Consider the following 11,575-nt stretch of genomic DNA (forward strand, 5'->3'; position numbering starts at 1 on the left):
CCTGCGTTTTCTGGCCCCCAAGGCCAGCTTGTGGCGATCGTAGCTCAGTTGGTTAGAGCGCCGGTTTGTGGTACCGGAGGTCGTGGGTTCGAACCCCATCGATCGCCCCATTTTTCTCCTTGAAGTGTTGCGCTCGGCACGGCGAGGCCGGTTGATCGCCGCAGCGATCTGCGCGACCGACAAGTGTTGGCGTCAAAAGCTCATTCCCCTTGCCGGACTCGATACAGACTGCCAAAGGGCGCAGTTACAAGACCATGCACGGTTTCGCTAACCCCGCCCGATTCCTGCGCCTGGCGCGCAGCCTGACCATGCCGCTGCTGATGGCAGGACTGGTCATTACCGGCGCGTCGCTGGTCTGGGGCCTGCTTGGCGCTCCGGCGGAAAAGCTTCAGGGGGACAGTGTCCGGATCCTGTTTGTCCACGTGCCCGCCGCCTGGCTGGGCATGGGGGGGTGGACCGCGATTGCCGTGGCCAGCCTGACCGAACTGGTCTGGCGGCATCCGCTTGCCGGGATCGGAGCGCGGGCGATCGCATTGCCGGGCGCGGTTTTTTCCGCGCTGTGCCTGATCACCGGATCGCTGTGGGGGCGTCCTGCCTGGGGCACCTGGTGGGTCTGGGACGGGCGGTTGACCAGCATGCTGGTGCTGCTGTTCCTGTATCTTGCCTATCTGGCACTGGCCGATGCGGCGAACCGCGACGGGGCCGGGCAATCGCGCATTCCTGCGATTTTCGGGCTGGTTGGCGCGGCCAATATCCCGATCATTCACTATTCGGTGCTGTGGTGGAATTCGCTCCACCAGCCGCCCAGTATTTCGATGGGCAAAAGTGCGATGGCGCCCGAATTCCTGTGGGGCCTGCTCGCCGCGACGCTGGGCTTTTCGTTGCTGTTTGGCGCTGTGGTGCTGATGCGGATGCGGGCTATTCTGGCCGATCAACAGGCCGAAGCGCGCCTGCGCCGCCGTGCGATGGAGGCTGCTGATGCGTGAGGGGCTGGACCATTGGCAATTTGTCTATGCAGCCTACGCGGTTGGGGTGATTGGCACTTTGCTGCTGATTTCACAGTCCTGGGCGGCGATGCGCCGGGCCGAGGCGCGCCGCGAACGGAGCCGTGAATCATGAGCCAGCCGGGCGCCACAAGTCAGCCGGTCAAGGCCAAGCACCAGCGTCTGATTCTGGTCCTGATCGCACTGGCTGCATTGATCGGTGCCGCCTTGCTGGCGGCCTGGGCACTGCGCAGTCAGGCGAGCTATTTCTATGTCCCCGCCGACATTGCCAGTAACCCGCCAGAGGCCGACCGCGCGGTGCGGCTGGGCGGCATGGTGGAAGCAGGCTCGCTCAAGACCAATGCCGACGGCGTGACGATCCGGTTTGTCGTGGGCGATGGCAAGGCGCGGGTGCCGGTGCAGTTCAAGGGGATCGTCCCGGATCTGTTCAAGGAAGGGTCGGGCGTGGTCGCCGAAGGCAAGCTGGGCCGCGACGGCACTTTCGTGGCGAACAATCTGCTGGCCAAACACGATGAAAAGTATGTCCCCCGCGAAATGGCCGGGATGAGCGCCGATCAGGCGCGCAAGACGGTGGAGGAAACCCGGTGATCGCCAATCTTGGCCTTGCTGCGCTGTGGCTGGCTGCCGCGCTCGCCGCACTGCAACTTGTCGCAGGCGCATTGGCGCTGGGCGGGCGGGGGCAGGACTTTGCCGGGATCGTCCGCCCGGTGGCGGTGATCCAGGGCTTGCTTGCCGCCGCTGCGATGATCGCGCTGGTGGTGCTGTTCTGCCAGACCGATTTGTCGGTCAAACTGGTCGCATCGAATTCGCATTCGTCCAAGCCGCTGCTGTACAAGTTCGCCGGGTCCTGGGGGAACCACGAAGGCTCGATGCTGCTGTGGGTGACGATCATGGGGCTGGCCGGCGGCTTTGTAGCGCTGGTTGAGCGGCGCTTGCCCGAGCGGACCATGCTGGCGACGCTGGCCGGGCAGGCCTTTGTCAGCCTGGGGTTCTATGCCTTCCTGCTGCTCGCCTCGAACCCGTTTGAACGGCTTGATCCGGTGCCGGTGGAGGGCATGGGGCTGAACCCGCTGCTGCAGGACCCCGGCCTCGCGTTCCATCCGCCCACGCTGTACATCGGCTATGTCGGACTTTCGATTGCCTTCAGCTTTGCGATCGGGGCGCTGATCACGCGTGAAGTGGGCCCGGCCTTTGCCCGCGCGATGCGGCCCTGGGTGCTGGGATCGTGGATTTTCCTGACGCTGGGGATCACCGCTGGCTCGTACTGGGCCTATTACGAGCTGGGCTGGGGCGGCTGGTGGTTCTGGGACCCGGTGGAAAACGCCAGCCTGATGCCCTGGCTGGCGGCAACGGCCTTGCTCCATTCCGCCAGCGTACTGGCTTCGCGCAATGCCTTGCGGGCCTGGACGGTGATGCTGGGGGTGGTGGCGTTTTCGATGTCGATGGTGGGCACGTTCCTGGTCCGCTCGGGCATTCTGACCAGCGTTCATGCCTTTGCAGTCGATCCGACGCGCGGTTCGTTCATTCTTGCCCTGCTGGCGATCAACATCGGCGCGGCTCTGGTGCTGTTCGGCCTGCGCGCGGCCAGCGTGACCGAGGGTGAGCAATTCGCTGTCACCAGCCGCGAAGGCGCCCTGGTGTTCAACAATGTGATGCTGACCGGGGCGCTGGGGATCGTGCTGGTCGGCACGCTCTATCCTTTGCTGGCGGAAAGCATGGGGCAGAAGGTTTCGGTCGGCCCGCCCTATTTCAACCCGGCGACCGCGATGTTCGTGGTGCCGATGCTGGCGGTGCTGGCCGTGGGGCCCTTGCTGCGCTGGCGGCGTGACCGGCTGACGCGGATCCGGCGTGAAGTGGCCGTGGCGGCGGGGCTGCTGCTGGGCGGGCTGGCGGTGATGGTGATCAAGGGTGTGCCTTTGTTGCCAATGCTGGGGCTGGCGCTGGCGGGCATGCTTGCCGTGGCCAGCCTGCTGCCACTGCGCGGGCGCAAGCTGCGCACGGTCAAGCTGCCGCTGTGGGGCATGGTTGCGGCGCACTTCGGCGTGGCCGTGGCACTGTTCGGGATGGCCTGTGACAGCGCATTCACGGTCGAGCGGCTGGTCGCCGCGCGGGTGGGAGACAAAGTGGCCGTGGGACCATGGCAGCTTACGCTGAAATCGATCCAGCCGATCGCCGGTCCTAACTGGACCGCGCTGGAGGCCGGGATCGAGGCGAGCTATCAGGGCGCGGCGCCCGATTTGCTCAAGCCACAGGCGCGGCAGTTCTGGACTCCCTATCAATCGACCAACGAAAGCGCGCTCGATACGCGGTGGAACGGCCAACTTTATGTCGTGCTGGGCGAACAGGCCGGGGACGGGCGCTGGCAGCTGCGGCTGTGGTGGAAGCCGTTCGTGCCGCTGATCTGGTACGGCGGGATCCTGATCGCACTGGGCGGCGTGCTCGCGCTGCTGGGCCGGGTGGTCAGTGACCTGCGCCGGATCATCGCGCGCGACAAGATCGCCTGGCGCCGCGAAAGACAAGGCCGATGAGCGCGCCTGATCTGAAGCCCGCACGCTGGGCGATGTGGCTGCCGCTGACGCTGTTCATCGGGTTCGTGGCGCTGTTCATGTCCGGCCTGCTGCGCCCGGCCGAGCGCGAGATCAAAAGCGCGATGATCGGCAAGCCGCTGCCGCAGTTCGATCTGCCCGCCGCCGTGGCGGATCGCCCCGGCCTGTCGAGCGCGCAGATGCAGGGCGGCCAGCCGCGCCTGCTCAACATCTTCGCCAGCTGGTGCGTGCCTTGCGCCGCAGAAGCGCCGGTGCTGGCCGAGCTTGCCGCCGCCGGGGTGGAAATCGATGGGGTGGCGATCCGCGATCAGCGCGATGATCTGAAAGCGTTCCTTGCCCGCAACGGCAATCCCTATGCCCGGATCGGCGCGGATGATGTCAGCGCGGTGCAGTTCGCGCTGGGTTCATCGGGCGTGCCGGAAAGCTTTATCATCGATGCAAAGGGCATGATCCGGTACCAGCACATTGGCGAAATCCGGGCCGATCAGCTGCCGATGATCCTGGCCAAGCTGAAGGAGGCGCAGCAATGAAGCGGCTGCTGATCCCGCTGTTGCTGCTAGCCAGCGCTGCGCCCGCGCAGGACAAGCTGCCGCCCGCGCCCTATGCCTACACCCAGCTGGCCGATCCGGCGCAAGAGGGCAAGGCACAGGCGCTGATGCTGACGCTGCGCTGCCTGCAATGCCAAGGCCAGTCGATCGCCGATTCGGACGCTCCCATCGCGGGTGACATGCGCAACCAGGTGCGGTTGCGGATCGCAGCGGGTGAGGAGCCTGAGGCGATCCGGGGCTGGCTGATCGAACGCTATGGCGATTACGTGAGTTACAAGCCCGCGCTGACCAGCCTGACCTGGCCGCTGTTCGCCGCGCCGGTGCTGTTGCTGCTGCTCGCTTTCGCATTGCTGCGCCGCCGGTTTGGCGGAAAGGGGGCGTGATGGGCTGGGTGATGGTTTTCGGGCTGGCGCTGGCCGCTTTCGCTGCACTGGTGCTGGTGTTCAAGGCCCCGCGCAAGGGCTGGGAAGCGATTGGCGCGGCGCTGCTGCTGGGGATCGCGGGCTTTGCCTGGCAGGCCCGTCCGGCACAGCCCGGCGCGCCCAAGCAGGCGGTCGAGGTTGAACGCAAGGATGCCAAGGCATTGGTCGCCGCGCGGCAGGAACTGGCCAAGGCCAGCGGCCAGGCCCCCAACAGCTGGATGGTGATTGCCGATGCCCTGGCCCGCAATGGCGATTTTGGCGATGCCGCCGGGGTGGTGCTGGGCGCGGTAGAGAAAAATCCGGACAATGCCGATGCCTGGCTGTCGCTGGCCAACAACCTGGTCGGCCACGCCGATGGCGTGCTGACCCCGGCCTCGCGCTTTGCCTATGACCGCGCGATCCAGGCCGATCCGCAGCATCCCGGTCCGGCGTTTTTCCTGGGGCTGGCTCTGGCGGGGGAAGGCAAGCTGGATGAAGGCCGCGCGATGTGGGCCGATCTGCTGGCCCGCGCGCCCAAGGATGCGTCGTGGCGGGCTGATCTGACGGAGCGGCTGGCGCGGCTGGATGCCTTTATCGCCGCCCAATCGGCCAATCCTGCATCGCCACAGTGATTTGCACTGTTGAATCGGTTTGCCGCCCCAATCCGGCACTGCTAAGCGCGGGCGGTTGGCCGGGCTGATCCTGCGGGAATCCCGGTCGTGATTCAGGGGCGCTGTTTCGCATGAACCAAGCTGTTGCAGAAGGCGCCGCCGATCCAGCGGCCAATGGCACTGATCCCGCCGAAGGACACGGCCACCACAATGGCAGCGTGGGTGCCTTGGCAATTGGGGCGATCGGCGTGGTGTTTGGCGATATCGGGACCAGCCCGATCTATGCGTTCCGCGAAACCTTTGCCGGGCATCACCGGATCGACGCCGATCCGTTGCACATTCTGGGTGTGCTCAGCCTGGTGTTCTGGTCAATGATGATCGTGGTGACGTTCAAATACGTCCTGACCATCATGAAGGCCGACAACAAGGGTGAAGGCGGCAGCCTGGCGCTGCTCGCGCTGATCAACCGCAAGACCGAAGGCGCGAAATGGACCGCGCCGATCGTGCTGCTGGGGGTCTTTGCCACCGCGCTGTTCTATGGCGATTCGATGATTACCCCGGCGATGTCGGTGCTTTCCGCAACCGAAGGGCTCAACTACGTCAGCAATGGGTTTGATCCCTATATCGTGCCGATCGCGCTGGTGATTCTGGTCGGTCTGTTCGCGATCCAATCGCGCGGCACGGAAAAGGTCGGAATGCTGTTCGGGCCGATCATGATCCTCTATTTCCTGACCCTGGCCGCATTGGGGATCATGCACATCACATCGATGCCCAGCGTGATGTTGCAGATGCTCAACCCGCTCAACGCGGTCCATTTCTTTCTGACTGATGGGTTTCGCGCGTTCATCGCGATGGGCAGCGTGGTTCTGGCGATTACCGGGGCAGAGGCACTCTACGCCGATATGGGGCATTTCGGGCGCAAGCCGATCGGGCTCAGCTGGATGACTTTCGTGCTGCCGTGCCTGTTGCTCAACTATATGGGCCAGGGCGCCATGGTGATGAGCGCCAGCCCCGAACGGGCGGCTGAACTGATCAAGGATCCGTTCTTCCTGATGATCCCGGATGCCGTGCGCATTCCCGTGGTGATCCTGGCGCTGCTTGCCACGATCATTGCCAGCCAGGCGGTGATTTCGGGCGCATTCTCGCTAACGCAGATGGCGGTGCAGCTGGGCTTCATTCCGCGCGTTAGCATCAAACATACCAGTGCCTCGGCGGCGGGGCAGATCTATATCCCGGTGATCAACTGGGCGCTGATGATTGCAGTGATCCTGCTGGTGCTGTTCTTCCGTTCATCCAGCAATCTGGCCGCAGCCTATGGCATCGCGGTGACCGGGGCAGTGACGATCGATACGATCCTGCTTTCGGTCGTGCTGTTCAGTCTGTGGAAGTGGCCGATGTGGAAGGCGGTGCCGCTGATCGCGCTGTTCTTCCTGGTCGATATTACCTACCTCGGCGCGAACCTGATCAAGGTGCCCGATGGCGGCTGGGTGCCGCTGATGATCGCCGGGGCAATTTTCACCTTGCTGACCACCTGGTCACGCGGCCGCAGCCTGATGCGCCAGTCGATGACCGAAGGGGCAATCCCGATGGAAGTGTTCGCCAAAAGCGCACATTCCAGCGCCACTCGTGTGCCGGGGACCGCAATCTTCATGGCCAGCACGGCTTCGGGCGTGCCATCTGCGCTGCTCCACAATATCAAGCACAACAAGGTGCTGCACGAACGCGTGGTGATCCTGACCGTGGCGATCCAGGACGTGCCCTATGTCGATGATGACAAGCGCTGCACGGTCAAGGACCTGGGGCAGGGCTTTTTCCGGATCTCGCTGAAATACGGTTTCCTTGAAGAAACCGATGTGCCCGCAGCCCTGCAGCGCGCCGATATGTGCGGCGGTCCGTTTGAAATGATGAAGACCAGCTTCTTCCTCAGCCGCCAGACCCTGATCGCCTCGGCCAAGCCGGGCATGGCGATCTGGCGCGAAAAGCTGTTCGCGTGGATGCTGCGCAACGCCGCCAGTGCGATGGAATTCTTCCGCCTGCCCACCAACCGCGTGGTTGAATTGGGCAGTCAGGTTGAGATCTGACGCTGGGCTGGTATGCCCGCTTCGCGCGGATGCTGCGCCTGCCGGTGGCCGGGCTGGGGCTCTACATGGTCTGGTGCAGCCTGTTCGCAAGCTATGCGGTCAAGCTGGGGCTAACCGGCTGGATGGGTACGCTGGCCGGGACGCAGGGGATCGCGGCGGCGATGATCTGGACGGCGGCAATGCTGGATCCCGACCGGTCGGGACCGATGCTGGAAACGATGTCTGGTCCCGATGGAGCGGACGATGGGATCAAACTGTCAGGAATGGTTGGCCGCAGTCCCGTGGGGTGGATTGTGCTGGTCTTTGCGATCTGGGTCTGCCCGGCCTTTGCGGCCAAAACCGGCATTACTCCGCTGGGTTTCCTGGGCTGGTCCTGGGCGTTGCTGTTCATGGCGGTGACTATGGCCAGCAATGCGGTGCGCAGCGACTGAACGGACGATTTTCCTACACCGCCCGGATTTGCTATGATTCGCGCTGCTCTTTGAAATCGTGAACGTCGCTGCACCGCGTTTTGGGCGTTTTTTTCCCAAAAACGCCGATTCTGTCACCTTTTGGACCCTTTTGGGCGCAAAAGTATTTGTAATTGCGTCATAAATTCTAATTTTTGCAGGGTGACAGGGTGTAACCTTGTTGTCCGCTTTGTCCGGCGCTTACCTCCGCCGGTTTCGGCCCGCAAACCACGGCCCGATCCGGCTGATCGCCTCTTCTACTTCGGGTGTTGAAACGGCAAAGCTGATCCGCATGAAGTACCGCCCGTCAACCGGATCGAAATCGATCCCCGGCGCGGTGGCCACCCCGGTATCGCGCAGCAATTGCTGGCAGAATTCCATGCTGTCATCGGTAAAGTCCGACACGTCGGCATAGATATAGAACGCGCCGTCGGGCGGGGCGAATTTGCCCAGACCCATGCCGGGCAGCGCGGCCAGCAGCAGATCGCGGTTGCGGGCATAGGTCTGGATATTGGCTTCAAGTTCCCCGGTGCAGTCCATCGCCACGGCGGCAGCGTGCTGGGCCAGACTGGGCGGGGTCAGGAACAGATTGCCCATCCGTGCACGGGCGGCATCGATCCCGTCCTTGGGCACCACCAGCCAGCCCAGCCGCCACCCGGCCATGCTGAAGTATTTGGAGAAGCTGTTGACCACCAGTGCCTCGGGCATCACCTCCAGCATCGACGGGGTCGGCTGGCCATAGGCGATGCCGTGGTAGATCTCGTCAGAGATCATGGTGATCCCGCGGGTCCGGCAGACCTGCGCAATCGCGGCGAGTTCTTCGCGCGGGATGATCGTGCCGGTCGGGTTGGCCGGGCTGGCCAGGATCACGCCCTGCGGTGCCGGGTCCAGCGCGGCGAGGGCCTTGGCGGTCAACTGGAACCGCTCCGCCGCGCCGCAGGGCAGCTCCACCGGCTGCATATGCAGCGCGCGCAGGTTGTTGCGGTACGCAACGTAGCCGGGCCGGGCAATCGCCACTCGCGCGCCGGGATCGAAGCTCATGTTGAGTGCCAGCACCAGTCCGGGTGAGGCCCCGCAGGTGAGGATTACTTGCGCCGGGCTGATCTCAACTCCATGCCGCTCGGCATAGAGCTGGACGATCCGGGCCTTGAGCGCGGGGCTTTCCCAATAGCCCATCGGATCGGCATCGAGCACGCGGTGCGCCTCGGCAATCGCGGCAGCTGGGGCGCCGGTGCTGGGCTGACCGAATTCCATGTGGATGATCGAGCGCCCTTCAGCCTTGAGGCGGTGGGCGAGGCCCGAAACGGCGATGGCGTGGAAGGGTTCAATCTGGGCAGTCATGGCGCAGGGACTAACCGCGCTGCGCCCAAAAGAAAAGCGCGGCGCCCGCCTGGGGCACCGCGCCTTTCAAAGCCAATGGCAGACCGCTTAGCTGAGGTTGGCGCTGACCATGCAATAGAGCATCGGCAGCGACAGCAGCAGGTTGGTGCGGCTGGCATAGAGCGCGCGCGGCGCAGCTGCGGCCTTTTCCTCGGCCGAAGCTTCGGTCGCGCCCAGGTTGAGGATCTTCTTCTGGGCCGGCCAGATGATGAACCATACGTTGAAGGCCATGATCAGCGCCAGCCACATGCCAAGGCCAATCATGTTGACCTGGCGTTCGCCGCTGAACGTCATCGCCTGATGGCCGTAACCGGCAGCAAAGGCGATAATCAGGCCGGTGACCACAGTGAGCAGTGCGGAATAGCGGAAGAAGAAGAACACCTTGGGAGCAATATGCCCGGTGATCGCACCCTTCTGATCGGCCGGAATCGACGGCATGGTCGGCACCTGTACGAAGTTCAGGTAATAGAGCAGCCCGATCCACAGGATGCCGAAGAAAGTGTGCAGCCAGTGGGTGACATTGTTGAGATCGACCGGCACGACGCCGCCGTAACAGATCATTACGCCGATCGCCGCGGCCAGGCCGACCGCGAGCACCAGATGCAGATTTCCGAAGAACTTGGCCATTGCTTCCCCCTTATTGAAGCGTTGTTATCGAATGGTCCCACGGCCCCAGGCAGGGGCCACGCGGCGCATTATGCGCCTTTTCGCGGTCTTGCCAAACCCTTTTGCGAACAATTCTTACTCATGCGGGGGATCGGCCAGCACCTCTGCCTCGGCCTCTTGCGCCAGCCCGTGGCGCAGCATCATCGGCAGCTGGGCGAAGGTGAACAGGAACGACAGCGGCATGAACAGCCACAGCTTGGCCGCGATCCAGTCTCCGAACGACAGGTAATGGCGCAGGCCTTCGTTCAGGGCCGCAAGGAAGATGAAGAACCAGGCCCAGTTGCGCGACAGTTTCAGCCAGCCCGCGTCGTTAAGCCCTTCAAACGCGGCTTCGAGTAGCAGCTTGAGATAGGCTTTGCCCCGGCTGACGCCAAACAGCAGCACCGCGGCGAACATCAGGTAGATCGCGGTCGGCTTGCGCTGGATCCACACCGGATCGCGCAGCGCAATGGTCAGCGCGCCGAACCCGACGATCAGCACCGTGGTCAGCCACAGCATCGGCGAAATCCGCCCCAGCCGCCAGCGCGAGACCACCAGCGCCGCCACAGCCGCGACCATGAAGGCAATTGTGCTGCGGATCACCGCCATGACCTCGGCCACGGAGTTGTTGTGATCGCTGGGGGAATAGTGCCGATAAACCAGGAAGAACACCAGGATCGGAGCGTAATCGACCACCAGGTTGAGCCAGCCGGTGGCGGGTTTGCTGGGCGGGGGCGCAGTCTCGGTCATCAGGCCACTCCCGCAATCACACGCGCAACCAGATCGGGGTCGAACGGGCGCAGATCGTCGATCTTTTCGCCGACGCCGATGGCATGGATCGGCAGCCCGTATTGCTCTGCCGCTGCAACCAGCACCCCGCCGCGCGCGGTGCCATCAAGCTTGGTCATGACAAGTCCGGTCACCCCGGCCACCTCCTTGAAAATCTCGATCTGTTGCAGCGCATTCTGGCCATTGGTGGCATCCAGCACCAGCACCACATCGTGCGGCGCCGCGACATTGAGGCGGCCGAGGACGCGGCGGATCTTGGCCAGTTCGTCCATCAGCTCGCGCTTGTTCTGGAGCCGCCCGGCGGTATCGACGATCAGCACGTCGGTTCCCGCCTCGGTCGCGGCCTTGACCCCGTCGAACACCACGGCAGACGGATCGCCGCCTTCGGGGCCCTTGATAATCGGCACGCCCAGCCGCTCGGCCCAGACTGCCAGCTGCCCGATCGCCGCGGCGCGAAAGGTATCACCCGCGACCAGCATCACCGAATAGTCCTGTTCCTGGAACAGGTGTGCCAGCTTGGCGATGGTAGTGGTCTTGCCCGATCCGTTGACCCCGATCACCAGCACCACCTGCGGACGCGGAAAGGCCACGATATCGAGCGGCTTGGCGACCGGACGCAGGATCGCAGCAACTTCATCGGCGACCGCCTGCTTGATCGCGGCTTCATCCGCGCCACGATCGAACCGGTCATCGCTCAGCCGCTCACGGATCCGCGCGGCGGCGCGCGGGCCGAGATCGGACAGGATCAGCGCGTCTTCAAGTCCGTCAAGCTGAGCGTCGTCCAGCCGGGTCTTGCTGACGATCCCGGCGAGGTTTTCGGTCAGCCGTTCGGAGGTCTTGCGAAAGCCGCCAAACAGGCGGTCGGTCCAGCTCGAGCCAGAAGTGTCACTTGGGCTCATGCCAGCAGTCCTGCTTCAAGTCGGGTCGGGGTGTGGGTCACGATGGTTCCGGCAATGGTCTGGGGCGGCAATTGTACCCGCGCGAAGTTTTCCGCATGGCCGGTCCCGTCGCGCTCCGCAAGCACCTGTTGTGGCTTGCCGACAAGTGTCTGAAGCCATGCGCCGCGCACCTCTGCCGCCGCGCCGCGCAGTTCGGCGGCGCGGGTGCGGATCGTTGCGGGG

Annotated in this window: 13 protein-coding genes, 1 tRNA gene and 1 pseudogene; 10 read left to right on the forward strand and 5 right to left on the reverse strand. The window is 64.1% G+C overall.

Annotation, left to right across the window (positions count from 1 at the left end):
• The first annotated feature begins 33 nt into the window (after positions 1 to 33).
• The 10 genes from MNBBLIKP_RS10220 to MNBBLIKP_RS10260 all read left to right on the forward strand — a co-directional run bounded on the left by MNBBLIKP_RS10220 (position 34) and on the right by MNBBLIKP_RS10260 (position 7,622).
• A tRNA-His gene (locus MNBBLIKP_RS10220) sits at positions 34 to 110 on the forward strand.
• 144 nt (positions 111 to 254) lie between these two features.
• On the forward strand, positions 255 to 986 hold the full coding sequence (gene ccmC / locus MNBBLIKP_RS10225) for a heme ABC transporter permease CcmC (RefSeq protein WP_088310112.1): 732 nt from the start codon (positions 255 to 257) through the stop codon (positions 984 to 986).
• Positions 979 to 1,119 carry a hypothetical protein gene (locus MNBBLIKP_RS18055; RefSeq protein WP_176399734.1) on the forward strand — a complete coding sequence of 47 codons (141 nt, stop codon included), beginning with the start codon at positions 979 to 981 and terminating at the stop codon, positions 1,117 to 1,119. The genes ccmC and MNBBLIKP_RS18055 overlap by 8 nt, the downstream gene beginning before the upstream one ends.
• Complete coding sequence (gene ccmE, locus MNBBLIKP_RS10230; protein WP_088310114.1) at positions 1,116 to 1,592, forward strand: cytochrome c maturation protein CcmE; 477 nt, start codon at positions 1,116 to 1,118, stop codon at positions 1,590 to 1,592. The genes MNBBLIKP_RS18055 and ccmE overlap by 4 nt, the downstream gene beginning before the upstream one ends.
• Positions 1,589 to 3,532: a heme lyase CcmF/NrfE family subunit gene (locus MNBBLIKP_RS10235; RefSeq protein WP_088310116.1), complete on the forward strand. Its 1,944-nt coding sequence runs from the start codon at positions 1,589 to 1,591 to the stop codon at positions 3,530 to 3,532. The genes ccmE and MNBBLIKP_RS10235 overlap by 4 nt, the downstream gene beginning before the upstream one ends.
• On the forward strand, positions 3,529 to 4,080 hold the full coding sequence (locus MNBBLIKP_RS10240; RefSeq protein WP_088310118.1) for a DsbE family thiol:disulfide interchange protein: 552 nt from the start codon (positions 3,529 to 3,531) through the stop codon (positions 4,078 to 4,080). Before MNBBLIKP_RS10235 ends, MNBBLIKP_RS10240 begins: the two co-directional genes overlap by 4 nt.
• Complete coding sequence (locus MNBBLIKP_RS10245) at positions 4,077 to 4,481, forward strand: cytochrome c-type biogenesis protein (protein WP_088310120.1); 405 nt, start codon at positions 4,077 to 4,079, stop codon at positions 4,479 to 4,481. Before MNBBLIKP_RS10240 ends, MNBBLIKP_RS10245 begins: the two co-directional genes overlap by 4 nt.
• Positions 4,481 to 5,131: a tetratricopeptide repeat protein gene (locus tag MNBBLIKP_RS10250; RefSeq protein WP_088310122.1), complete on the forward strand. Its 651-nt coding sequence runs from the start codon at positions 4,481 to 4,483 to the stop codon at positions 5,129 to 5,131. Before MNBBLIKP_RS10245 ends, MNBBLIKP_RS10250 begins: the two co-directional genes overlap by 1 nt.
• A 110-nt stretch (positions 5,132 to 5,241) precedes the next feature.
• The gene (locus MNBBLIKP_RS10255) at positions 5,242 to 7,191 is read left to right on the forward strand and encodes a potassium transporter Kup (protein ID WP_088310124.1); all 1,950 of its coding nucleotides are present in this window, start codon (positions 5,242 to 5,244) and stop codon (positions 7,189 to 7,191) included.
• Between the two features lie 29 nt (positions 7,192 to 7,220).
• Entirely contained in the window at positions 7,221 to 7,622 is a 402-nt protein-coding gene (locus MNBBLIKP_RS10260) for a hypothetical protein (protein WP_088310126.1), read from the forward strand.
• Positions 7,623 to 7,841: 219 nt separating this feature from the next.
• On the opposite strand, the gene MNBBLIKP_RS10265 is transcribed toward MNBBLIKP_RS10260, so the two are convergent.
• The 5 genes and pseudogenes from MNBBLIKP_RS10265 to MNBBLIKP_RS18060 form a co-directional block, all read right to left on the reverse strand.
• Positions 7,842 to 8,981, reverse strand: coding sequence for a pyridoxal phosphate-dependent aminotransferase (locus tag MNBBLIKP_RS10265; RefSeq protein ID WP_088310128.1), 1,140 nt, complete (start codon positions 8,979 to 8,981; stop codon positions 7,842 to 7,844).
• Between the two features lie 87 nt (positions 8,982 to 9,068).
• Entirely contained in the window at positions 9,069 to 9,647 is a 579-nt protein-coding gene (locus MNBBLIKP_RS10270; RefSeq protein ID WP_088310130.1) for a urate hydroxylase PuuD, read from the reverse strand.
• Positions 9,648 to 9,761: 114 nt separating this feature from the next.
• The gene (locus tag MNBBLIKP_RS10275) at positions 9,762 to 10,415 is read right to left on the reverse strand and encodes an inner membrane-spanning protein YciB (protein ID WP_088310132.1); all 654 of its coding nucleotides are present in this window, start codon (positions 10,413 to 10,415) and stop codon (positions 9,762 to 9,764) included.
• Positions 10,415 to 11,353, reverse strand: coding sequence for a signal recognition particle-docking protein FtsY (gene ftsY / locus MNBBLIKP_RS10280; protein WP_088310134.1), 939 nt, complete (start codon positions 11,351 to 11,353; stop codon positions 10,415 to 10,417). Before ftsY ends, MNBBLIKP_RS10275 begins: the two co-directional genes overlap by 1 nt.
• Positions 11,350 to 11,575 (reverse strand): annotated as a pseudogene (locus tag MNBBLIKP_RS18060) (tRNA (N(6)-L-threonylcarbamoyladenosine(37)-C(2))-methylthiotransferase MtaB); the annotation flags it as partial. The pseudogene MNBBLIKP_RS18060 and the gene ftsY, both read right to left, overlap by 4 nt.

Origin of the sequence: Novosphingobium sp. B 225, from assembly GCF_002198665.1 — a bacterium.
In the GTDB taxonomy this organism is placed as follows: domain Bacteria; phylum Pseudomonadota; class Alphaproteobacteria; order Sphingomonadales; family Sphingomonadaceae; genus Novosphingobium.